Annotated in this window: 20 protein-coding genes; 2 read left to right on the top strand and 18 right to left on the bottom strand. The window is 59.9% G+C overall.

The genetic code is table 11. The annotated features are described in order from the left end of the window. Positions 1–129 precede the first annotated feature (129 nt). Positions 130–483 (top strand): SDR family NAD(P)-dependent oxidoreductase, encoded by a 354-nt coding sequence (locus KJP28_RS18505; protein WP_268987217.1) that lies wholly within the window; start codon positions 130–132, stop codon positions 481–483. Between the two features lie 10 nt (positions 484–493). Here the strand turns inward: KJP28_RS18505 and KJP28_RS18500 are convergent, their stop codons facing one another. From KJP28_RS18500 to KJP28_RS18490, 3 genes are read right to left on the bottom strand one after another with little or no spacing between them, the layout of a single operon-like run. Then, on the bottom strand, positions 494–1,660 hold the full coding sequence (locus tag KJP28_RS18500) for an acyl-CoA dehydrogenase family protein (RefSeq protein WP_142494837.1): 1,167 nt from the start codon (positions 1,658–1,660) through the stop codon (positions 494–496). Between the two features lie 16 nt (positions 1,661–1,676). Next, entirely contained in the window at positions 1,677–2,915 is a 1,239-nt protein-coding gene (locus KJP28_RS18495; RefSeq protein WP_027264384.1) for a thiolase family protein, read from the bottom strand. Between the two features lie 16 nt (positions 2,916–2,931). Beyond that, on the bottom strand, positions 2,932–3,720 hold the full coding sequence (locus KJP28_RS18490) for an enoyl-CoA hydratase/isomerase family protein (RefSeq protein ID WP_028288592.1): 789 nt from the start codon (positions 3,718–3,720) through the stop codon (positions 2,932–2,934). A 113-nt stretch (positions 3,721–3,833) separates the two neighbouring features. Here KJP28_RS18490 and KJP28_RS18485 point away from each other — a divergent pair, with 113 nt between their 5' ends. Beyond that, positions 3,834–4,937, top strand: a complete 1,104-nt coding sequence (locus KJP28_RS18485) for a CaiB/BaiF CoA transferase family protein (RefSeq protein WP_036540260.1) — start codon at positions 3,834–3,836, stop codon at positions 4,935–4,937. A gap of 25 nt (positions 4,938–4,962) precedes the next feature. On the opposite strand, the gene KJP28_RS18480 is transcribed toward KJP28_RS18485, so the two are convergent. The 15 genes from KJP28_RS18480 to KJP28_RS18410 form a co-directional block, all read right to left on the bottom strand. After that, on the bottom strand, positions 4,963–5,751 hold the full coding sequence (locus tag KJP28_RS18480; protein ID WP_028288590.1) for an SDR family NAD(P)-dependent oxidoreductase: 789 nt from the start codon (positions 5,749–5,751) through the stop codon (positions 4,963–4,965). A 13-nt stretch (positions 5,752–5,764) separates the two neighbouring features. Continuing rightward, entirely contained in the window at positions 5,765–6,556 is a 792-nt protein-coding gene (locus KJP28_RS18475) for an ABC transporter ATP-binding protein (RefSeq protein ID WP_028288589.1), read from the bottom strand. A gap of 61 nt (positions 6,557–6,617) precedes the next feature. Then, positions 6,618–7,856, bottom strand: a complete 1,239-nt coding sequence (locus tag KJP28_RS18470; protein WP_051630972.1) for an ABC transporter substrate-binding protein — start codon at positions 7,854–7,856, stop codon at positions 6,618–6,620. Positions 7,857–7,890: 34 nt separating this feature from the next. Further along, positions 7,891–8,823, bottom strand: coding sequence for a branched-chain amino acid ABC transporter permease (locus tag KJP28_RS18465; protein WP_336245362.1), 933 nt, complete (start codon positions 8,821–8,823; stop codon positions 7,891–7,893). A 123-nt stretch (positions 8,824–8,946) separates the two neighbouring features. Next, positions 8,947–9,831 (bottom strand): branched-chain amino acid ABC transporter permease, encoded by an 885-nt coding sequence (locus KJP28_RS18460; protein ID WP_028288586.1) that lies wholly within the window; start codon positions 9,829–9,831, stop codon positions 8,947–8,949. A gap of 15 nt (positions 9,832–9,846) precedes the next feature. Beyond that, positions 9,847–11,802: an AMP-binding protein gene (locus KJP28_RS18455; RefSeq protein WP_233145719.1), complete on the bottom strand. Its 1,956-nt coding sequence runs from the start codon at positions 11,800–11,802 to the stop codon at positions 9,847–9,849. Positions 11,803–11,848: 46 nt separating this feature from the next. Further along, positions 11,849–12,628 carry an ABC transporter ATP-binding protein gene (locus tag KJP28_RS18450; protein ID WP_028288584.1) on the bottom strand — a complete coding sequence of 260 codons (780 nt, stop codon included), beginning with the start codon at positions 12,626–12,628 and terminating at the stop codon, positions 11,849–11,851. Positions 12,629–12,839: 211 nt separating this feature from the next. Then, positions 12,840–13,679 (bottom strand): HTD2 family dehydratase, encoded by an 840-nt coding sequence (locus KJP28_RS18445; RefSeq protein WP_028288583.1) that lies wholly within the window; start codon positions 13,677–13,679, stop codon positions 12,840–12,842. A gap of 10 nt (positions 13,680–13,689) precedes the next feature. After that, positions 13,690–14,853: an acyl-CoA dehydrogenase family protein gene (locus tag KJP28_RS18440; RefSeq protein WP_028288582.1), complete on the bottom strand. Its 1,164-nt coding sequence runs from the start codon at positions 14,851–14,853 to the stop codon at positions 13,690–13,692. 3 nt (positions 14,854–14,856) lie between these two features. Continuing rightward, the gene (locus KJP28_RS18435; protein ID WP_100160969.1) at positions 14,857–15,651 is read right to left on the bottom strand and encodes a citryl-CoA lyase; all 795 of its coding nucleotides are present in this window, start codon (positions 15,649–15,651) and stop codon (positions 14,857–14,859) included. After that, positions 15,651–16,565 (bottom strand): SDR family NAD(P)-dependent oxidoreductase, encoded by a 915-nt coding sequence (locus tag KJP28_RS18430; protein ID WP_028288580.1) that lies wholly within the window; start codon positions 16,563–16,565, stop codon positions 15,651–15,653. The genes KJP28_RS18435 and KJP28_RS18430 overlap by 1 nt, the downstream gene beginning before the upstream one ends. A 12-nt stretch (positions 16,566–16,577) precedes the next feature. Further along, entirely contained in the window at positions 16,578–17,537 is a 960-nt protein-coding gene (locus KJP28_RS18425; protein WP_028288579.1) for a hydroxymethylglutaryl-CoA lyase, read from the bottom strand. A gap of 4 nt (positions 17,538–17,541) precedes the next feature. Beyond that, entirely contained in the window at positions 17,542–19,548 is a 2,007-nt protein-coding gene (locus tag KJP28_RS18420; protein ID WP_142494836.1) for an acetyl/propionyl/methylcrotonyl-CoA carboxylase subunit alpha, read from the bottom strand. Between the two features lie 10 nt (positions 19,549–19,558). Continuing rightward, positions 19,559–21,166 carry an acyl-CoA carboxylase subunit beta gene (locus tag KJP28_RS18415; protein ID WP_028288577.1) on the bottom strand — a complete coding sequence of 536 codons (1,608 nt, stop codon included), beginning with the start codon at positions 21,164–21,166 and terminating at the stop codon, positions 19,559–19,561. Further along, entirely contained in the window at positions 21,163–22,554 is a 1,392-nt protein-coding gene (locus KJP28_RS18410) for a phenylacetate--CoA ligase family protein (RefSeq protein ID WP_028288576.1), read from the bottom strand. Before KJP28_RS18410 ends, KJP28_RS18415 begins: the two co-directional genes overlap by 4 nt. Between the last annotated feature and the right edge of the window lie 7 nt (positions 22,555–22,561).

Here is a 22,561-nt window from a genome sequence, read left to right as displayed (position 1 = left end):
GGCCGTGTGCAACGATACCGGCGCGGCGACGATGATCGCCGCGCAGTGAACGAGCAGCACCAGCTATGAAGAAGCAGGTGGACGCCAGTTCCTACACCATCTCCCGGGACACTACCCACGTATCCACGTATCGCCGCCAAAGCGATGATTGATGCCGGACGCGGGGGCTGTATCGTCAATGTCGCCTCGATTCTGGGCACACGGGTGGCCAGCCATGTGTCCGCCTATGCCGCGTCCAAGGAAGGGCTGATTCAACTGACCCGGTCTCTGGCGCTTGAATGGGCGCGGCATGGCATCCGGGTGAATGCCATCTGCCCCGGTTATATCGAAACCGACCTGAACCGTGAGTTTTTTGCCACTGACGCGGGACAGGCATTGATCAAACGCGTCCCGCAGCGCCGGTTGGGGCATGATCCGTTGGCCGCCCCCCCGGACCGGGGGCCTACGATAAGGCGACCGGGAATCCCCGGCCGCAATTCTTAGAGTCACGATTTCAGAACGCGTTAAGCCCGGTCAGGTTGCGCCCGATGACCAGTTTTTGGATTTCGGTGGTGCCATCGGGAATCGGCATGACCTTTGCATTGCGGAAGTGCCGTTCAACGGGGAACTCTTTGGTGATGCCGTTGCCGCCGTGGATCTGCACCGCTTTGCCGGCGATTTCGACGGCCATTTCGGTTGCATACCATTTCGCCATCGAGGTCTGGGTGTCACAGCGCACGCCCAGGTCCAGAAGTTGCAGCCCGCGCTGGCACAACAGGCGCGCGGCATCCAGGTGCGTGGCCATGTCGGCCAAGTAGCCTTGAATCAACTGGTGCCCGCCGATCGGCTTACCATGTTGTTGGCGATCCTGCGCATATTTGACGGCACATTCCAACGCCGCCTGCGCTATGCCAATGCTCGTCAGGCCGACAAACACGCGAGCGCTCTCAAACAGTTTCAATGTCTGGAACAGGCCGCCGCCTGCATTACCCAGAACATGGTCAGCGCTGGTTTCGGCACGGTCGAAAAACAATTCGCAGGTCGATGCACCGATAAGCCCCAGCTTGCGCAATTCGCGGCTCTCGTAGTTGCCGGTATCGCGGTCGACGATGACCATGGAAATACCGTCGTCCAGATTGCAGACAACGATGGCGAAATCCGACTGGGCCCCATTGGAAATCCAGAGCTTCTGGCCAGTGACGAAAATCTTATCGCCCTCGCGGTCCGCACGTGTCTTGACCTCGCGTACGTTCGAACCGACCTCTGGTTCGGAAATACAGGTGGCACAGATCCGTTCGCTGCGCAGGAGCGGCTTCAGATAGGCCTCTTTCTGCGCCACATTTCCCAAGAGGTTGACCGCGAACACGGCATGACCCTGAATCAGCACCGCGATTGCCAGATCGGCCCATATCCGGGCCAGTTCCTCGTATAGGATGCCATAGGTCATGCGGTCGATTCCGGCACCGCCGTCCTCTTCGGGGATCAGGCCGCTGATCAGCCCGAATTCCTCGACCTTGGCGAACAGGGACTTCAGGGTTTTCGCATCGGGGGGGTGGCCGAGGTTCTCGTATTTCTCGGCCAGCGGCGCGAACTCTGCCTCGGCCATCTTGCGGAAGTTTTCCAGCAACATGCGTTGCTCATCTGTATAGATTGCCTGAGCGGCGGCGATCACGTTTTCCATGGTTCGTCTCCTTGTTTCAACGGCCCAGAATGGTGACGCAGGCGGCCGCTTCTTCTACCCCGTGCAACCCCCCGCCGTTTTCGGCGATGGCGTTCTTTGCCCCTTCGACCTGACGCGCGCCAGCTTCGCCGCGCAGTTGCGTGACCAGTTCGAAAACCTGCCCTATCCCTGTGGCACCGACCGGGTGGCCCTTGGATTCCAACCCGCCCGAGGGGTTCACCGGAATGCGTCCACCGATCTTTGTCTCGCCGCGCAGACTGGCGGGACCGCCCTCGCCGAATTCGACAAATCCGAGGTTCTCGATCTGGATCACTTCGCCCACGGCCGTGGCGTCATGCACTTCGGCCACCGATATATCCTCGGGGCCGATCCCGGCCTGTTCATAGGCCTCAAGCGCGGCAAGCCGGGTCAGGTGGTTCTTGTAATCTTCCGGCGGACGATCGGTGCCCGAGCGCAGGATCGCGGCCTTGACCTTGATCGCGCGCGCGGGATCTAGGCCCAGACGTTTTATCCCCTCGCCGGTGCATAAAACGGCCGCAGCGGCCCCGTCCGAGATCGGGGCGCACATCGGCAGGGTCAGCGGATAGGTGATCGGCGGCGCGGCCAATACCCGATCGACGCTCATGGCTTCTCGGTATTGCGCCAGTGGATTATGCACGGAATGCGCATGGTTCTTGGCGGCGACGGCGGCGAACTGTTCCTGAGTTGTGCCAAAGGTCTTCATGTGCAGCCGGGCGAAGCCTGCGTAGACATCCATGAACACGCTGTAGGGCTTGGGCGATTTCGATCCTTCGGGTTCCTCGACCCCTGCACCCAGATCGGCCAGCCGTTGCGCGACCTCTTCGCTGTTGCTGACGTCCCAGCCGCTGTCGAAGGCCGAAAACATCAACGCACGGTCGTCAGAATACATCTTTTCGGCGCCCACGGCGAGACAGCAGTCGCCATTGCCGGCCTTGAGGAAATCGACTGCCAGTTTGAACCCGGTCGAGGCGCTGGCGCAGGCGTTTTCGACATTCACCACCGGAATGCCCTGAATGCCCATTTCACGCAGCGCGATTTCGCCGCGGATCATGTGCTGGCCCTCCATGTGGCCCTGCACCGCGTTCGAGAAGAATGCGCCGTCGATACGATCTGCCGTCACTCGGGCATCGGAAAGCGCGGCGGCGACGGCCTCGCCGGTCATGTCCTTGATGGTTTTGTCCCGGAACTTTCCGAACGGCGTCATCCCGATGCCAACGATGTAAATGTCCTGCATCGTTTGTCCTCCTGACCTAGTATCCGCGAAACTGCGGTTTTCGTTTTTCATTGAACGCCGACAGACCCTCGTGCATGTCCCAGGATCGCATGTGCGCGCGCAGGTTCAGCATCTCTTCGGAAAGCGCGGCGGTTTCGTCCACGTCCAGCGACCGATTGGCAACCGTCTTCATGCGGCGTAAGACCGCCGGGCTTTTTTCTGCCAGCCTGTCGGTAAAGGCCTGCACCGCTTGTCGCAGGTCTTCGTCCGCGATGACCTTGTTCACCAGTCCCCAGTCCATCATGTCCCGTGCCGAAACGTTCTCGCCCGAGAACAGCAGGTATTTCGCGCGGTTCAGGCCAATCCTACGCGGCAGGATCGCCGCACCGCCGGCCCCGGGAAAGACGCCAAAGTTGGAATGTGCGTCGCCCAGTTGCGCGCTTTCGGCGGCAAAGACCAGATCGCAGGCCATCACCATTTCCAAACCGCCCGCCATCGCCAGCCCGTTCACTGCGGCGATCACCGGTTTCGGGCCATGTCGCATCAGCCCAAACGTGTGATCGACAAGATCCAGAAGATCCGGCTCGCCTGGTGCATGTTTGGCGCCAGCAACTTCTTTCAGATCGGCACCGGCGCAGAATGCCCGGCCAGAGCCGGTCAGGACAATTGTACGCACCCCATCGTCGGCCAGCGCCGATTCCAGTGCTGCCGCCATCTCGCGCAGCATCTGCGTTGACATTGCGTTGAGCTGTTCGGTGCGCTGGAAGGTAATCCATTCAGTTTTTGCGACCCGCTCAACGAATAGCGTCTGCTTTGCTTCACTCATGCTAAGCTCCTGATAATTATACATATTATTGGTTTTTCGCCTTGTCTTTTGCGGCGATTTGCGCTGCACTCGGGCGGACCCGCACGTGGAAAACAAAAGAGCTGGAGATTGATATGAGCACTGCACCCCTGGCCGGCCTGAAAATTCTCAGCCTTGCCGAACAGTTTCCCGGTCCCTATGCCACAATGCTGTTGTCCGACATGGGAGCCGAGGTGATCATGATCGAACGACCGGGTGTCGGCGATCCGGCCCGGCAATTTCCGCCCTTGTTCCGGGCACTGAACCGAGGCAAGCGCAGCGTTGCGTTGGATCTGAAATCGGCCGAGGGGCTGGCACGGTTTCGCGAACTGGCCAAGGAATCGGATGTCATCGTCGAAGGGTTCCGCCCTGGCAAGCTTGCGGCCTTGGGTGCCGGTTTCGAGGACATGCGTAGTGTCAACTCGCGGCTGGTTTATGTATCGATTTCGGGTTACGGGCAGGACGGCCCCTATCGTGACAGGGCTGGCCATGACCTGAGCTATGAAGGGGTTGGCGGTTTGCTGGCCGATCAGGCCGATGCAAAGCAGCCCGGCCCTGTGCCGCCGATCCCCCTTGCGGATGTTGGCGCGGCGTTGTTCGCGGCGATCGCAATCCTGTCGGCGGTGGTGTCGAGCCAGCGCACAGGGCAGGGGCGTTACGTGGACGTGTCCATGTCGGATGCGGTGGTTTCGATGTTGACCGCATTCCTCGTTCCCGCCGCCAATGGAACACCGCTGGGCGAATTTATCGCCGAGCCGGGCTATGGCGTGTTCACCTGCAAAGACGGCAAGCTCTTGACCTTGTCCATCGCGCATGAGGACTGGTTCTGGAAACCGTTCTGCGATGTGATCAACAGGGCGGATCTTGCGCCGTTGACAGGCCGCGACCGTGTCGCCCGCAAGGCCGCGCTGCGCGAAGAAATCGCGGCGATTTTGGTCAACAAGACGCGCGCCGAATGGGGCGACCTTCTGGATAAGGCGGGGGTGCCATGGGGTCCGGTCAATTCCCTGGTCGAAACGTTGGACGACCCCCATGTGCGTGCGCGCCAGCTGCTGCGCAAGATTACGCATGACGGCGGCAAGGCCGAGACTTTTATTGTCCAGCCGTTGAAATTCGATGGTTTCGAAACCGCGATACCGGATCTGCCCCCCGAGCTCGGGGCAGATAATGACAGCGTTTTTTCGGACAGCTCCAACTAGAGGCGGCAGCCGTCCGATGGCGGCTCTAGCAGGCAAAAGAATACCCGCCATTCACCGGATAAGTTTGACCGGTGATCCAGCTGGCAGCATCCGAGCAGAGGAACAGGATCATTCCGGCGGGGTCTTCCGGCTCGCCCAGACGGCGGATCACGTATTGCGACAATGCCCGCTTCTCGGTCTCTGCATCCGGGATCAGGTCGGCGACAGCCGGAGTTCTTGTGCCCCCCAAGGCGACGCAATTCGCGGTGATCCCGAACCGACCACCGGCTTTTGCAATTGCCCGCATGAAGCCGGCCGCGCCGGCCTTGGCGCCGGAGTAGACCGCCAGATGCGGCTCGCCCACGCGGCCCGCGTCGGAGATGACTGTCACGATGCGCCCATAGCCGCCCTTGACCATCAGGGGCATTGCGTGACGGGTGCAGTTCAACACGCCGTCGAAATTGGTCGCCATCCAGCGCTTCCATTCCGATGGGTCTGAGTCCCAGAAGGGCACCAGATCATCGAGCCGCGAGGTCGGCCCCGCGTTCCCGGCGTTGTTGACCAGGATATCCACGCCGCCGAACGCGGATTGCGCCTCGGCGAAAGCTGCGCCGACCGCCTCGAAGTTCGAGACGTCAAAGGCGATTGGCAATGCCTTGGCGCCAGCTGCTTCAACTTCTGCGGCAACGCTTTCCGCCCGATCGGCGTGAAAATCATTGATCACAACAGCGCCTGCGCCATGTTCCGCCAGATAAAGCGCGACCTGCCGGCCCACGCCCTGTCCGGCGCCGGTCACCAGCGCGGTGCGGCCCTTGATATCCAGGATGGTGCTCATGAATTCCTTCTCCTCAGCCCAGCCATCTCTTCCGGCGGCGATAGTGTTTGATATCTCGATAGCTTTTGCGCTCGCCCGATGCGGTGACGCCGAGATAGAATTCCTTGATGTCCTCGTTGTCAGCGAGCTTGTCGGCAGGGCCGTCCATCACGATCCGGCCGTTCTCCATCACATAGGCATAGTCGGCGATCGATAGCGCCGCGGCGCTGTTTTGTTCGACCAGGAAGAAGGTCGTGCCTTCTGACTTGAGCTGCTTGAGCACTTCATAAACATCCCGGATCATCATCGGGGCCAATCCCAACGACGGTTCGTCGATCGCGATGATCTTGGGGCTGGCCATCATGGCCCGGCCGATCAGCAGCAGTTGTTGTTCGCCACCAGACATGAAGCCAGAGGTGCGGTTGCGCAGGTCCGCAAGCCGGGGCATCAAGGTGTAAACATGGTCCAAGCGCTTTTTCAGCTCGGCGGAGTTGGGCACCATGTGCCCGCCGACGATCAGGTTTTGCTCTGACGTCAGATGCCGCAAAACGCGCCGCCCTTCCATCACATGGATGAGACCGTTCTTCACGACTTCCGAGGCTTCCATGTTCTGAATGGGAGTTCCGTCCAGAACGATGGACCCCGCCGAAACGGTTCCATCCTCGGATTTGAGCGTTCCCGAGATGGCTTTAAGCGTCGTGCTTTTTCCTGCGCCATTGCCACCGAGCAGAGCAACACATTGTCCCGCACGGACTGTCATGGACACGCCTTTGAGCGCCAGGATGACGTCGGAATATGTCACCTCTACGTTGTTGAGTTCCAGCATGGTCATATTGCCCGGGGCTAAGGATCAGAACGGGCGCCGCGACTGCGGCGCCCGGATTAATTCACCATTTCTCAACTTGCGGAACGTCGACACCCGTTGCCGCGATGGTGATTTTCCCATCTTTGACGGTGCCCACATTCACTTTGAGGCCTTCCAATGGGAACGGTGCTTCTGGCGTAAAGGACAAGGTCGGCAGGAACCCATGGGTTTCTTCGGTGGTGATCGGTTTGGCAAAAAGCGCCTCACGTACCATCTCTCCGGTCAGGCCCTCGGCGCCGTTCGCCTCGATCGCGTGATCGATCACGGTCACGGTATAGAGACCCTGAGATACGCCCATTGCGGTCACGACGTTCCAAGGTGCTTCGAGTCCGTAATCGGCAACCAATGTCTCGTAGAATTGTCGCGCGGGAGTGTCCTCATCGGCCGCAATCGCCATGCCGTAGGCTTCAAAGTCCCCCTCCATTTGCTCAAGCCCGCCAAGCGCGCCACCCGAGGCTGGAAGCCCGTTATGCGAACTCATCATGATCGGGATGTTCGCCCCGTTGGCCTGCAGCCCACGTTTCGCGGCAACCACGATAGAGGTGTTCGTTTGGATTACCAGCGCCTCGGCCCCGGCTCGTACAACGCGGCGCATTTGCCCCGTCAGATCGGTGGGTTGAACTTCGGTATAGATGACCTCGACGAGGTCGATCTCCTCGGGGTGCTCTTCGGCATAGAGTTCAAGGCCCTTTGCCATGTCGACATAGGCAGGCGATGCTTCGGAGGCGAGGATCGCAACCTTGAGCGGTTCGTCTCCTCCGCGCTGTTCACGCATCCAGTTTAGAAAGCCGACACTTTCGTGCGAATAGGTCGGACGTGGGTTGAAAATCCAGGCATCCGGTTGCCAGGCAAAACCGTAGGCCGCTGTGGCCATGAACATCGGGATTTTGTCTTCCGGCAGGCGTTCGGAAAGGGCCGCGACGTCAGGCCCGCCGAGGCCGACAACCGCAATCGGGTCCAGTTCCGATTTGATCCCGGGCCAGAGACTTGCCACCTGTGCCGCGTCATAGCGGGTTTCGTAGTTTTTGTAGTTCAGCGTGACGCCAAGTTCCTTGCCGCGGGTTTCATTCCACCAGGTGAACACAGCTTCGCGTCCGCCTGCCAGGATGGGCATGATGTCAGCATAAGGGCCGGAAAAGTCCGACAGCAGGGCCAGATTATAGGTCTCTTCGGCCTGCGCCTTCAAAGGCATGGTCGCCGCGGCCGCCAAGGCAGCCGCTGCCAGTAAGCCGCGAAGACCTCGATTCGATTGGTAAGTCATATTCTTCCTCCCAGGTTTAGAGCCGCTCTATTTCTCAGTAAGGAAACGGCCAGATACGGTATGACGACTTCAGGATGTTCCAGCGGTGCATCAGCCCCTTGGGTTCGAGGATCATAAACAATGCGATCACGCCGCCAAGAACGACATTCATGCCAGCGAACACGATGTCACCGCCAAGGAATGATACCGAGTCGGCGATATTGGGGCCGACCGTCGCGATAATTTCCTGGATGATGCGGATAATGAAGACGCCGATCAGGGCCCCCACGATTGAACCCATCCCGCCGACGATGATCATCGCGACGAAGAAGATCGAGTGAAACAGGGTGAACTGGTCTACCCCCACGAAGCGGATCAGATAGGCCCAAAGCGCCCCGCCGACGCCCGCATAGAAAGCGCCGATCAGGAAGGCATTTGCCTTTGTGGCCGCGACATTGATCCCCATTATACCCGCGGCCACGTCATCATCCCTGACCGCCACGAAGGCACGGCCGAAGCGTGACCGAACGATCCCGAACGCGCCCGCCACCATGATCGCGGTCACGGCGAAATTCAGATAGAACTGCGAAGATTCGCTGACAAATCGCTGCCCGAAAAGCTCGGCCGGGGGCACGGTGATACCGTTCGATCCACCCAGCCAGGTTGACGGCAGGTTCAATACGGCAAAGTGGAACAGGAACTGAGCTGCAATCGTGGTCAGTGCCAGATAGAACCCCTTGATCCGCGCCGCGGTCAAGCCAAAGAGAAAGCCGAACAGCGCAGCCGAGAGCCCGGCCAGAGGAATGGTCAGCAGAAACGTAAGGCCGGTCTTCGAGGCCAGTATCGAGGCCGTATAGGCGCCGACCCCCATGAACGCCGCCTGACCCAGGTTGATCTGGCCCGCATAGCCGGTGCAGATCTGAAGCCCGACGGCGATGACGGCGCTGATCATCATCATATTCAGGATAGCGATGATACGGCTGCTCACCAGGTAAGGCGCCAACAGCAGTAGAGCCATGAATACGACGAGGGCCAGAAACTGCCAGCGCGTTCGGATCAAACGTCTGTCACTGCGATAGCTTGTCGGGAATACGCCAGAAGGATCCATGGATTACACCCGTTCGATTGTGCGCCAGCCGAACAGGCCGGTCGGCCGGATCAGCAGAATGGCAAGCATTATGATATATGGAACGACACTGCCGAGCGAGCCACCGATCAACGGATCAAGGTAGTTGGTGGTCAAGCTCTGCGCGATGCCGATGATTATTCCTGCCAGGATAAGCCCGCCGATGGATTCCAGCCCGGCAAAGAGCGCCACCGGCAGGGCCGCGAACCCGATATCCGAGGCCAGGAAGGTCAGCGATTTGCCGCTGAGAAAGATCATCGCACCAATTGTGGACAGGATTGCCCCGAGAACCCAGGCAACGGCAATCGAGCCTTTCACCGAAATGCCCATCGAGGAAGCTACGACGTGGTCCTCCGCCACAGCGGTCATACGGAGGCCGGACCGGGTCCGGTTGAAGAACCACGACAGGCCGACGGCCGCGACAATGGTGATGATCCCACCTATCAGGAGGTTCATCGGGATCAACATATCGCCGAGGAACAAGGGTTTCAGCGGAAAAATGATCGGGAAGGGTCTTACCGCGGGACCGAACACAAGCAGCACCAAACCGCGCAGCAGGATCAAAAGGCCGACGGTGACCATGACCATCGAGAAAACCGATTCACCGATCAGCTTTGTCAGGAAAATCCGTTCGATTGCGTACCCGACCAGCCCGGCCAGAACCAGCGAAAGGGGTATCGACAACCAAAGGCTAAGCCCCGCTTGCATCGTTGTGAACCAGACGATGAACCCGCCGATGATCACAAGCTCGCCCTGCGCGAAGTTGAACACCTTGCTGGCGCGGTAAATCACAACAAAGCCCATGGCCACCAGCGAATACAGAAGGCCGATCAAAGCCCCGGTAATGATGTCATTGATGAAATAGACCATTGTCGCCGACCTCCTTTAAGATTTGGACTGCCGCTTGGCAGCCTTCGATGCGTTTTCAACATCCGACACGCGAACCGTGGTCTTGAGAACGCCTTGACGGCCGTCCTGATAGGTCACAGCGATTTCGAGATCTGTCTCGTCATCGCCAGCATAGATCGCCTCGACGAGCTTGGCATACCGTTCCTCCAGAAAGGCCCGGCGAAGCTTTCGGCTGCGGGTCAACTCGCCTTCATCCGGGTCGAGTTCCTTGGGAAAATTCGCAAAACGTGCCACGCGCGAGCCTTCGGGCAGGAGCGCATTGATGCGCGCCACTTCGCCTTTGATAAGGTCCAGAACTTCGGGTTTCTGCGAGAGATCGGTGTAGGTCGAAAAGCTGATCTTGTTCTCTTCCGCCCAACGCCCGAGAACTTCCATATCGATATTGATAAGCGCGCTGACGAAGCTCCGGGTTTCGTCGCCCAAGGTCATGAGATCCTTGATGAAGGGGCTATACCGCAACCGCGTTTCGATGAATTGCGGCGGATAGCTGTGCCCATTTGCCAGGCGGCGCATATCCTTGACACGGTCAAAGAACAAAAGCTCGCCGTCGTCGGTCATCGACACCGCGTCACCGGTCTTGTACCAACCGTCTTCGGTCAATTCCTCTGCGGTCTTTTCGGGCTTGCCGTGATAGCCACCGAAGCCCGATCCGCCACGCACCTGAAGCTCCCCTTCGTCCGAGACCCTGTATTCCAGCGGTTCGCCGTAGTTCGTGTTGCTTTGCATCCAGCTGCCGCTGGTTTCCAGCTGATAGCTTTCGCCGACATGCGCGGTCAGAAGGCCGATTTCGGTCGCGCCATACACGTTGCGCAGCTTAACCCCCATCGCGTGGAACATACGAAAGACGTCAGGTGCCATCAGGGCGCCGCCGCTCATTGCGTTTTTGGCCTTACCAAGGCCAAGATTGTCGCGCAGGTGATGCAGCACCAGAGCTTCGGCAAAGGGAAGCTGCAGGCGTGCGGCAAGGCTGGGGCTACGCCCCTCCAGCCGTTCCACATAAACGTCGTGGCCGACCTTCATACCCCAGTTGTACATCGCATTGCGGATTTTACCCGCCCCCAGCATCCGGGCCTGAACGATGGAGGCGAGATTTTCCCACTGGCGCGGGCTGAACACCAGTGCGTCGACCGCCAGTTCGCGAATGTTGGTCAGTACGTCTTCAGGGCCTTCGGGGAAGTTGACGACCATGGGCGCGATCAAACCGATCGACAGGCCGAAAATCTGTTCCGTGACCCAGGCCGGCGAAATGTAGGTCAGGTATTCGGTGCCCGGCGCGATTTCGATTGCCCCCATCACCCGCGAGCAATTGTCGAACAGGTAGCGATGGCTGATGACAACGCCCTTGGGTTTTCCCGTGGTACCCGAGGTATAGGACAGCAAGGCGGTATCGTCCGCCCGTCCACGTTTTACGTGTTCTTCAAATCTGGCGGGTTCCTTGGCGTGGATCTGACGCCCGGCCGCGCTCACACTTTCAAACGAATGCAACAGGGGATGATCATAGCCCCACAGACCGGAATCGTCCCAGTAAACGACCGCCAGGGCGCCCGAGTACTTGCCCGCAATCTCGATGCATTTATCGACCTGCTCCTGATCCTGTGCCAGAAAAATCCGCGTTTGCGAGTCTTCGGCCAGATACAGAATCTCTTCAGCGTTTTGATCCGGATAGACAGACAGGACTTTGCCGCCTAACGACTGGACGGCGTATTCAGCCCAGAAATGTTCGGGTTCGTTTTCGCCAATCATCATGACGGATTCGCCAGCCGACAAGCCCAGGTTCTCCAACCCGAGAGCCAGGGCGCGAACCCTGTCAAGAACATCGGCCCAGGTGAATTCACGCCAGATGCCCAGGCGCTTGTGCCGTTCGGCGAGGTTGGTCGGTGTGGATGTCGCTCGCGCGAGCAAAACCTGCGGCAGGGTTTCGCTATGTGTCACTGCTGGGTCCGAAAAGACCATTGCTGTCCGTTGTTTGACCATGCCGCTACCCCAGATATGCCTTTATGACAGCCGGGTCCTTCTGGATTTCTTCCGGGGTGCCTTCAGCGATGACCCGCCCGAAATCCAGCACCACGATCCGGTCGGCAAGGTCCATCACGACGCCCATGTCGTGCTCCACCAGAACTACCGGAATCTTGCGCGCCTCGCGCACATCGAGAATGAAGCGCGCCAGGTCTTCTTTTTCCTCCGAGTTCATGCCGGCCATCGGTTCATCCATCAGCAGGATCGACGGTTCCTGCGCCAATGCACGGCCCAGATCGACACGCTTGCGCAACCCATACCCCAACGTGCCCACGGGCCGGTTGCGGATTGCCTCGATCTCGAGAAAATCGATGATCTCCTCTGCGGCTTCACGATGTTCCGATTCCTCGCGCATCACGGGACCGAACTGGAAAAAAGCCTGGACTACATTCGATTTCATCAGCATGTGGCGGCCGATCATAATGTTTTCCACCACCGTCTGCCCGGCAAAAAGATGGGTGCCCTGAAACGTCCGCGCCAGACCGCGCCGGGCGATCTGGTCAACACGCAGGCCGGTCACGTCCTGCCCGGACAATTCGACACGGCCCTTCTGCGGACGGTAGAAGCCCGCAGTCACGTTTAGAAGTGATGTTTTTCCGGCTCCGTTCGGTCCGATAATTGCAAGCAATTCATCGTCGGCCACAGAAATGCTCACATCGTCGAGCGCGGTCACACCGCCAAATTTCAAAGTTGCACCACGCACCGCAAGCGGTGAGGATACGTGCCCGTTATTCGTGGTCATGTTGCGGCCCGTGCTTTTGCCCCACACCTCATGGAGGCGCGCATAGCCTGACCGCACGGTTTTTCGTTGGTTACGAGTTTTCCTCGCATTGTTCCTCCTCCCACCTCTAAATTCAGAGGTTTGCCTGGTTTATTTACCAAGTCTCTCCGCGAAGCCTAACAGATATTAGAAAAATTGGTCAACAACTGAATTCGCTACCGAAGAAGACCGATCAGACGGCCGCGTACTCTGCGGAAAAGCTTCGAAGACCTTTTTGATCCTGACACCAGACTGTCCCGGAGGTGCCGGTCCCTTCATTGTGCAGTTGCAATTCGCAGGGCAGGGTGAGTGGCGCGAGGCCACGGAACGAAAACCGGTGGGGCGATGTTTTCAACGCACCCGCCGCCAGATTCAGAAGCAGCGTGGCCTGCAATGGGCCATGCACAACAAGTCCGGAATAGGCTTCGGTTTCGGTGGCGTAGACGTAATCATAGTGAATGCGATGGGCATTGAACGTCAGCGCCGAATAGCGAAACAGAAGAACAGGATCCGGTGTCAGCGTCGATCTAAGCGTGTTGGGGTCACCCGCGTCAGCTGCGCTCTCGCCCGTGCGGGGGGTGGAAATCTCACGATAAACGATCGTTTGCTGCTCCCGGATACAAAGCCGGTTGCCACTCAGATACTCATGTTCGACGGTCACAAAGACCAATGGTCCACTACGGCCCTGCTTGGCCACAATATTCCTGATCGAAGAGCGTCGGGTGATGGTTTCGCCGATTTTCAGCGGCGCGATATGCGTAACATCGCCGCCAGCCCACATGCGGGCGGGCAGCAGAACAGGGGGCAGAAATCCACCCCTCGCGGCGTGGCCGTCTTCTGACAGGGCGGCAGCTGGCACGGTATCAAGGGCAAGGCACCAATGAACCCCCAGCGGGACATCGCCGGCTTCGTCCCAAAGATGCGGACCGAGCGTGGCGCGGAATTTGTCGATCAGCCCCTGCGTCAGAACATCTTCCTTGGTCTCGGTGCGTCCCAGCCAGGGCGCCAGCGCGTCAAGGTCGATCTCACCCATGTTTCTGGCCTCAGAAGGATCGGGGCATGCCGAGGATATGTTCGCCGACATAGGAGAGGATCAGGTTGGTCGAGATCGGGGCGACCTGATAGAGGCGCGCCTCGCGAAACTTGCGCTCAACATCGTACTCCCGTGCGAAACCGAAGCCGCCGTGGGTCTGGATGCAGGCATTGGCCGCTTCCCAGCTGGCTTCCGAAGCCAGCAGCTTGGCCATGTTCGCCTGTGCACCACAATCCAGTCCGGCATCGAACCGCCTGCAGGCTTCAAAGCGCATCAGATTGGCGGCCTCGATGTTCACATAGGACCTGGCGATAGGGAATTGCACACCTTGGTTCTGGCCGATGGGACGGTCAAAGACCACGCGGTCGCCGGCATAGGCGCGGGCCTTGTCAACGAACCAGTATCCATCACCGATGCATTCCGCCGCAATCAGGGTCCGTTCGGCGTTCAGCCCGTCAAGAATATGGTAAAACCCGCGCCCCTCGGTGCCGATCAGGTTCTCGGCGGGGATTTCCAGGTTGTCGAAAAACACTTCATTGGTTTCGTGGCCGGGCATGTTGGCGATGGGGCGGACCTCCATCCCGTTGCCGATTGCCTCTTTCAGATCGACCATAAAGATCGACAGGCCCTGCGACTTTTTCTTGACCTCGCTCAGCGGCGTAGTGCGGGCCAGCAAGATCATCAGGTCAGAATGCTGGATACGGCTGATCCAGACCTTCTGGCCATTGATCTCATACCGGTCACCCTTCTTGACTGCGATGGTCTTCAGTTTGGTGGTGTCGGTCCCGGTTGTCGGTTCGGTCACGGCCATGGATTGCAGGCGCAACGCGCCGCTGGCAATACCGGGCAGGTATGTCTGCTTTTGCTCATCCGAACCATGCCGCAGCAGCGTGCCCATGTTATACATCTGCCCGTGGCAATGGCCCGCGTTTCCGCCGCAGCGGTTCACCTCCTCCATGATGATCGAGGCTTCGGTCAACCCCAGACCCGAGCCACCGTATTCCTCTGGGATCATCGCGGCAAGCCAGCCCTCGCGGGTCAGCGCATCGACGAATTCCTCGGGGTAGGTTTCGTCTTCGCCGAACTTGCGATGATACTCTGGCGGAAACTGCGCGCAAAGTGCGCGCAAGGCATCGCGCAGATCGGTGTGAGTGTCTGGGGCTGACGTCTGCATCGTTCAAGCCGCTCCCGGGCCGGAGGTTTCGAGGATTTCCTCTTCGGCGCGCTGCCACAATTCATAGGAGATCGGGTTTTCGCTCTCTTCGAGGATATGACCGACCAGGCCGATGGCGCGCGCCATGACGCCAAAGCCCCGCACGATCTTCCAGGGAAAGCCGAATTCACAGCAGATCGCTCCGATCGCACCAGTGGCGTTAATCGGCAGCATCTTACCCGATTTTTCTTCGGCAACGGCCTGAATTTTCTGGATCAACTCGATGTATTCACCGGACTTGCCGTTCTCGGCAGCGATCTGGAACAGGCGCGGGGTGCGCGGATCGACCGGTTTGTGCACCGGATGTCCGAGCCCCGGCACGATCATCTTGCGGGCGCGGAATTTTTCTACCGTCTCGACGGCCAGCGCATCCAGATCGACACCGGTGCCCAACTTGTCCTGTGGCAGTGCCTCGTAAAGCATTTTCGAGGCACCTTCCATAGAACCGACAAAGACGGTGCCCAGCCCACACAAGCCAGCCGCCACAGCCGCCTGAAGCGATTCCGGCGCCCCCATATAGGTCATCCGCGCCGCCAGGGCCGAGGGCGTGATACCATGTTCGACCAGGGTAATGACGATGGCGTTGAACACCCGGCTTTCCTCGGGTGTGGCCTTGCGGCCCGTCAGTTGCAGGAACGCCAGATCGCCGAGGTTCATGTGGCCCAGGATCTCGTTGGGCAGGTCGAGGCCACGCACGCTGATCTTGTCAGGGGTGCTCCAGGCAATGCTGGAGCTGATTTTTTCTTTGCGTTTTCCCATTAGACCGGATCCCATGAAAAGACATCCGCCGAAACTTCGAGCGGCGTGAACTGCGATTTGAGCGCGGGAATGGCGCGATCGGCGATTTCATCGGCGGTCCAGCCATCACCGGAATGAACCGACCGCACCGGGCGGGGCTGGTTGAACAGGAAGATCTCGTTCTTGCGAACCGCAAAGATCTGTCCTGACACGTCAGCCGCGCGGTCGCTCATCAGGAAACAGGCCATCGGTGCAACCTTGGCCGGTGTCATCTCCTTGATCTTTTCGACCCGTGCCACCTGTTCCGGGGTGTCTGTCTTGATCGACGAGATCATCCGGCTCCAGGCGAAGGGCGCGATGCAGTTTGACCGCACGTTCCAGCGCTTGAGATCAAGCGCAACAGATTTTGAGAAGGCCGCGATGCCCAGCTTCGCGGCAGAGTAGTTCGCCTGGGCAAAATTGCCGATCAGCCCCGAGGTCGAGGTCATGTGCACGAGCGCGCCGCTTTCCTGTTCGCGGAAATAGTCGGCGGCCGCGCGGCTGGTATTGAAGGCACCATAAAGATGGACCTTCACCACCGCGTCGAAATCCTCATAGGTCATCTTGTGGAAGTAACCGTCGCGCAGAATGCCGGCGTTGTTTACCACCGCGTCGATGCGACCGAATTCCTTGACCCCGGCTTCGATCATCGCGCGCGCGGCATCGGGATCGGTGACAGAGCCGCCATCGGCAATGGCATCGCCCCCAGCGGCCCTGATCTCTTCGACGACTTTCTGCGCCGCAGTTTCTGTCTGACCGGTGCCTTTCAGGGATGCGCCCAGATCATTGACCACCACGGCGGCGCCTTCGGTAGCTGCCATCAAGGCGATATCACGCCCGATCCCACCGCCGGCCCCGGTGACCAGAACGACCTTTCCGTCAAGTGCTTTTGTCATCTTCTTGCTCCCTCAGAGTGACTTGCGGTATTTGTCCAACCCGCCGGTGTGCATGACCCGGCCCATGAGCGGCACACCGATGATCTCTTCTGCTTTGACCGCCGCTGCGATCAGCTTGTCCAGATCAATGCCGGTTTCGATGCCGAGCTCGTGACACAGGAACACTGCATCCTCGGTGCAGACATTTCCTGCGGCGCGCGCGTGGCCGTGGCCCGCGAAAGGACAGCCGCCAAGACCGGCGACGGAGCTTTCGAACATGTCCACGCCCATCGACAGGGCCGCATAAACGTTGGCGATCCCCAGCCCACGTGTGTCATGGATGTGCATACCGATGCGCGCCTCGGGCGCCAATTCGCGCAGGGCGCCGATCATCCGTTTGACCGCCTCGGGGTTTCCCCAACCCATGGTGTCGGCGACCACGAGGATCGGCACGGGGATGTTCTCTTCTTCGCATAGCTGAAGGATAAAGCGGAAATCGTCCAAGATGCGTTCTTGGGGGATGGGGCCCTCGAGGTTGCAGCCGAAAGCGGTCATCACATAGGCCGCGTCGACGGTATATCCCTCTTCCTTGTAAAGACGGACCCAGTCACGTTGTTTTTCCCGCATCTCGGCCGAGGAACAATTGTTGTTCGATTGGGCGAATGCTTCGGAAGGATAGAACAGCAGACGCGGGTCGATATCGACCTCATGCGCGGTCAGGGCCTTGCGAAACCCTTTGTCGTTCAGCCACAGCGATGTGTAGTTCACGCCCGGTTTGCGCTTGATACGCTGGAACAACTCGCCGGTGTCCGCCATCTGAGGAACGTATTTCGGGCTGACAAAGCTGCCGACCTGAATGCGTTTCAAGCCGGTTTCGCTGAGCATGTCGATCAGTTCGATCCGCTCTTCGATCGGGTAAATCTTCTTTTCGATCTGAAAACCCTCACGCGGGCCTTCTTCACGAAATTCTACGAATTTGGGAAAGTCGCTCATTTCATCACTCCTCGGATGGCAGGATCTCGGCGATGACCTGGCCGCGATCGACCATGTCCCCATTCGAGACGGATATATTGCTGGCGATCCCGGCCGCGGCCGCCCGGATCGAGATTTCGAGTTTCATGGATTCCATGACCGCGACCACGTCGCCTTCGGCCACGCTCTGACCATCGGAGACCTTGATTTCGACAATCATGCCGGTCAGCGGAGAGGTCACGGCGCGATCCGCCGCGGCATCGCCGCCGGCAAAGGCAAGGGGCGCGGCGGGCCGAAAGACCAGGCGGCCTTCGGGCGTATCCAGTTCGATCACGCCCGCGTGCAGGCGCGCGTCGATCAGATGGACGGTGTCGCCTTCGCCGACACGCCAACGGCCCGGGGTCAGTTCACGTGCCGACAGTATCAGCGCCTCGCCTTTCTCCGAATGGATGGTGTACTTGGCACCCGGTTTGACTGGACTGACGCGCAGTTCTTCGGATACCTCGTCAGAATCGGTAAGCGTCACGCGCTGCCCCGCTTCAATCGCATCGCCGCCCAGTCCAAGCCGCCAGCCGGTAAAGGCATCACGGTTGGTCCAGGGATTGGCGTCTGTGTCGCTGCGCGACTGGGTCACGAAGAGAATGGCAGCGGTCGCCTTCCACAGATCTGGGCGGGTCAGGCCGGGTGCCTGTGTCAGCTCATCCAGCCTGCCGTCGATCCAGCGGGTATGCACCTGCATCCGTTCGAATTCATGGTTTCGCGCCAGCGCCGTTAGAAAGGCGCGATTGGTCTCGACACCTTCGACCGCGACATGATCAAGCGCCGTGGCCAGACGTGCCAATGCGGTTTCCCGGTCGGGCGCGTGCACGATCAGCTTGGCGATCATCGGGTCGTAGTAGGGCGTGACGGCATCGCCTTCTTCGACGCCGCTGTCGATGCGCAGGCCCGATGGCAGGCTGAGCGTGGAGAGCGTGCCCGTCGACGGGGCGAATTGCATCGCCGGATCTTCGGCGTAAAGCCGCGCCTCGACCGCGTGGCCGTTGATCGTCAGATCGTCCTGCACCAGTCCAAGGCCCGCGCCTTCGGCAATCCGCAGGTGAAGCGCGACAAGGTCCAGCCCGGTGATCGCTTCGGTGACGGGATGTTCCACCTGAATGCGCGGGTTCACCTCAAGGAAGAAATACTCGCCACCCGCGACCAGAAATTCGACCGTGCCCAGCCCGCGATAGTCCAGCGTTTCGCCCAAGCGCACCGCGTCGCGTGCGATGTCGTCCAGAAGCGTTCGGGGCAGACCCCAGGCCGGGGCTTCCTCGATGACCTTCTGGTGGCGGCGCTGAAGCGTGCAATCGCGTTCGAACAGATGCACCACATGGCCCTTGCCGTCACCTGCGATCTGCACTTCAACATGGCGCGCCTCGGGCAGGAAACGCTCCAACAGCAGCCCTTCGGAGCCGAAGGTGGATTTTGCTTCGCGCAGCGCGCCTTCGATGTCCTCGACCAGCGTGGTCTCGTCAGTGACGAGCCGTTGTCCGCGCCCACCACCGCCGCCGACCGCCTTGAGCAGCACCGGCAGGCCCATTTGGCGCACCTCCTCGGCAATCTGCTCGGGATCGGACCGCGCACCTTCGGCGCCCGAAATCACCGGGACGCTGGCCGCCACGGCGGCCTCTTTGGCGCTGGCCTTGTCGCCGAAACGTTCAAGCGTTTCCGGCGTCGGCCCCATGAAGATCATGCCGGCGGCTTCGACCGAACGAGCAAAATCGGGGTTTTCGGCCAGAAAGCCATAACCGGGATGGATCGCATCCGCGCCCACTGATTGCGCAGCGGCAATCACCGCGTCGATTTTCAGATAGCTCTCGGATGCAGGCCCGGCACCGATACAGACAGATTTGCCGATCTCGCGGACATGCAGGGCATTGGCATCGGCCTGCGAATGCACGCCGACAGGGGTGATACCGCTGGCCCGCGCGGTGCGCGCGATCCGGCAGGCAATTTCGCCGCGGTTGGCGATCAGAAGCGTTTTGATTTTCACGGTTCGCTCCTCACATCCTGAACACGCCGAAGTTGGTATCGACCTTGGGTCTGCGCGATGTCACATCCAGCATCAGCGCCATGACGTCACGGGTCTCACAGGGCTCGATCACGCTGTCGATCCAAAGGTTGGAAGCAAAATTATAGGCTCCCTGAAAATCTTCGTATTCCTTGCGGATCGGTGCCTTGAAGGCTTCCTCCTCCTCGGGGGTCCAGCTTTTGCCTTCGCGTTCGTTGATCTGCGCGCGGACCTGAGCCAGCACGCTGGCGGCCTGTTCCGGCCCCATGATTGCCGACCGTCCCGTCGGCCAGGCGAACATTGCGTCCGGCTGGAACGGGCGGCCCAGCATCGCCAGGTATCCGGCCCCGTAAGAGCCACCGGTGATGATTGTGAATTTCGGCACCCGGGCCGAAGACATGGCCGTGATCATCTTGGCGCCAGCCTTGGCAATGCCCATCTGCTCGACCTCGCGGCCCACCATGAAGCCGTTCACATCGGCCAGGAACAGCAGCGGAATATCACGCTGGACGCAGAGATTGATGAAATGCGTCGCCTTCAGCGCGGCTTCGACGAAAAGCACGCCTGTATTGGCGATGATCCCGACCTCGTGGCCGTGGATGCGCCCCCAGCCGGTCATGATCGTGTCGCCATAAAGCGGCTTGAATTCGTGAAAATCGCTCTCATCGACCAACCGAGCCACGATTTCGCGGTTGTCGGTCGGCACCTTGGGGTCGCGGCTGATGAGCCCATAAATCTCTTCGACCGGGTAGGCGGGCGCACGGGGCGTTTCGGGCGTCTTGCGGGGTTGGGGTTTTTCGCCAAGATGGCTGACAATTTCGCGCGTGATGGCCAGAGCGTGGGCGTCATCTTCGGCCAAATGGTCGGTCACACCGGAAACGGACGAATGCATCTTGCCGCCACCCAGTTCTTCGGCTTCGACCTTTTCGCCGGTTGCGGCAAAGGTCAATTCCGGTCCGCCCAGATACATAAAGCCCTGACCGCGCACGATCACCACTTCGTCACAGAGCGCGGGGATATAGGCACCACCCGCGGTGCAGGGCCCCATGACCACGGCGATTTGCGGCACACCATCGCCAGACATGCCGATCTGTTGGTGAAAGATGGAGCCGAACTGGCCTTCGTCGGGGAAAAGGTTGGCCTGGTCGGGCAGGAAGGCACCGCCGGAGTCCACGAGGGTGATGACGGGCAGGCGGTTTTTCCAGGCAATTTTCTGTGCCCGGACGTGTTTGCGGCAGGTGATCCCGAAATAGGTGCCGCCCTTTACGGTGGCATCATTGGCGATGATCATGCACTGACGGCCTTCGATCACGCCAATACCGGTAATGATGCCGGCGCCGGGTGGAACTCCCTTGTGCATATTCAGTCCGGCCAACTCGCCGAGTTCCAGAAATGGTGTGCCCGGGTCGATCAGCCGTTCGATCCGTTCGCGCGGCAGGATTTTGCCTTTGTCCACATGACGTTTGCGCGCCATTTCGGGGCCGCCGACGCGCTGTAAGAGCCGGAGGGCATGTAGTTCATCGACCTTTTCGCGGTAAGACACGTCGTTGGCGCGGAAGTCGTCCGACCCGCTGTCGAGAAGGGATTTCATTCTAGTCATGGCAGGTCTGGATATTTCCTGAGAACGAAGGCGACCTTAGCGGCGCCAGGTTTTTCGAAAGTGTCGGCCGCAACCAGGTGAACGTCGGCCTTGAAGACCAAGGAGTCGCGAAGCCGCTGCTCAATTTTCTTTTTGAGGGTGACGTCATCGGCCGGATCGCGATCGGGGCCCCGTTCGACAATCACCGTCAGCGCGCCCTGCGTGGTATGGCCCTCGAAATCGGCCACGATGCGCATGACGCCGTTGGTGTCCGGCACCATTTCGGTAACGATGCTGTTGATCGCCGACGGGAAGACATTGGCCCCGCGCACGATCAGCATGTCGTCGGTGCGGCCGGTGCAGCGGATCTTCGGTCCGGTGCGGCCGCAGGAGCATTCGGTATCGATCACTTCGATATAATCGCCTGACCGGAACCGCACGAGCGGGCTCGCCTGGCGGCCGAGCGCGGTATAGACCATCTCGCCTTCTGCGCCTTTTTTCCAGGGAATGATCCTGCCGCTCTCCGGGTCGAGCAGCTCGGTCAGGACATAATCCATGTTGACCATGTGCATACCCGACTGGGCGTCGCACTCGGCCCAGTATGTCACGCCCAGATCGGTGCCGCCCAGCATCTCGGTGCATTTCGCACCCCAGGCCTTTTCGATCTTTGCCCGAATTGCGGGAATGCCGCCGCCGGGTTCGCCGCCGACGATCACGCGCTCGATACCCAGTTCGCTGGCCTTGCAGCCAAGTACCTCGGGAGCCTTTTCGGCCAGGTGCAGCACAAAGTTCGGGGCGCCGACCACGCAACGCGTGCGGGTGTCGGCGCAGGCGCGCAGCAGCCGTTCCGCACCGCCATCGGCGCCCACCGGGACATCGATCGTGCCCATGTACTGCAATCCCTGCATCACGGGGATGCCGCCGACAAAGCCCTTGGCGAGCGAAAACGCGTGCAGCACCATGTCGCCCGGCCGCACGCCATTGGCAAAGAAACAGCGTGCCGTCATCTCGTGCCACATTTCGGCGTCGGATTCGGTCAGGGCCACATATGAGGGGCTGCCGGTCGTGCCCGACGATGCCTGCATTTGGATGATCTCGTACATGGGCGCGGCGCGGTGTTTGCCGAACGGCGGATCGGCGGCCAGGCTTTCGCGGATCTCGGTCTTGTAGGTATAGGGCAGTTTCTGCAGGTCTTCGATGGTGCGGATATCGTCGAATTCCACACCGGCTTTCGCGAACTTCTCCTGATAGAAAGTCGAGTTTGCCTTGAGATAGGCCATCTGATCGCGCAGTCGCTCTTCCTGAATACGGCGCACCTCGTCGAGCGGCGTGCCCTCGATCGCGTGCCAGAAGCGATCATTTACCTTGTCGGCGGCATCTTCCCGCCGGAAGCGCATTCCAAATTGCATGTCGTTC

This window comes from Maritimibacter dapengensis, from assembly GCF_019218265.1.
GTDB lineage: Bacteria > Pseudomonadota > Alphaproteobacteria > Rhodobacterales > Rhodobacteraceae > Maritimibacter > Maritimibacter dapengensis.
Note: the sequence above shows the minus strand (reverse complement) of the source record. Positions and strands in the feature narration are given on the sequence as shown.

Coding starts and splice junctions, on each gene's coding strand:
- KJP28_RS18500 (WP_142494837.1), bottom strand. CDS start 1,660: ATGGAAAACGTGATCGCCGCCGCTCAGGCAATCTATACAGATGAGCAA.
- KJP28_RS18495 (WP_027264384.1), bottom strand. CDS start 2,915: ATGCAGGACATTTACATCGTTGGCATCGGGATGACGCCGTTCGGAAAG.
- KJP28_RS18490 (WP_028288592.1), bottom strand. CDS start 3,720: ATGAGTGAAGCAAAGCAGACGCTATTCGTTGAGCGGGTCGCAAAAACT.
- KJP28_RS18485 (WP_036540260.1), top strand. CDS start 3,834: ATGAGCACTGCACCCCTGGCCGGCCTGAAAATTCTCAGCCTTGCCGAA.
- KJP28_RS18480 (WP_028288590.1), bottom strand. CDS start 5,751: ATGAGCACCATCCTGGATATCAAGGGCCGCACCGCGCTGGTGACCGGC.
- KJP28_RS18475 (WP_028288589.1), bottom strand. CDS start 6,556: ATGCTGGAACTCAACAACGTAGAGGTGACATATTCCGACGTCATCCTG.
- KJP28_RS18470 (WP_051630972.1), bottom strand. CDS start 7,856: ATGACTTACCAATCGAATCGAGGTCTTCGCGGCTTACTGGCAGCGGCT.
- KJP28_RS18460 (WP_028288586.1), bottom strand. CDS start 9,831: ATGGTCTATTTCATCAATGACATCATTACCGGGGCTTTGATCGGCCTT.
- KJP28_RS18450 (WP_028288584.1), bottom strand. CDS start 12,628: ATGACCACGAATAACGGGCACGTATCCTCACCGCTTGCGGTGCGTGGT.
- KJP28_RS18445 (WP_028288583.1), bottom strand. CDS start 13,679: ATGGGTGAGATCGACCTTGACGCGCTGGCGCCCTGGCTGGGACGCACC.
- KJP28_RS18440 (WP_028288582.1), bottom strand. CDS start 14,853: ATGCAGACGTCAGCCCCAGACACTCACACCGATCTGCGCGATGCCTTG.
- KJP28_RS18435 (WP_100160969.1), bottom strand. CDS start 15,651: ATGGGAAAACGCAAAGAAAAAATCAGCTCCAGCATTGCCTGGAGCACC.
- KJP28_RS18430 (WP_028288580.1), bottom strand. CDS start 16,565: ATGACAAAAGCACTTGACGGAAAGGTCGTTCTGGTCACCGGGGCCGGC.
- KJP28_RS18425 (WP_028288579.1), bottom strand. CDS start 17,537: ATGAGCGACTTTCCCAAATTCGTAGAATTTCGTGAAGAAGGCCCGCGT.
- KJP28_RS18415 (WP_028288577.1), bottom strand. CDS start 21,166: ATGACTAGAATGAAATCCCTTCTCGACAGCGGGTCGGACGACTTCCGC.
- KJP28_RS18410 (WP_028288576.1), bottom strand. CDS start 22,554: ATGCAATTTGGAATGCGCTTCCGGCGGGAAGATGCCGCCGACAAGGTA.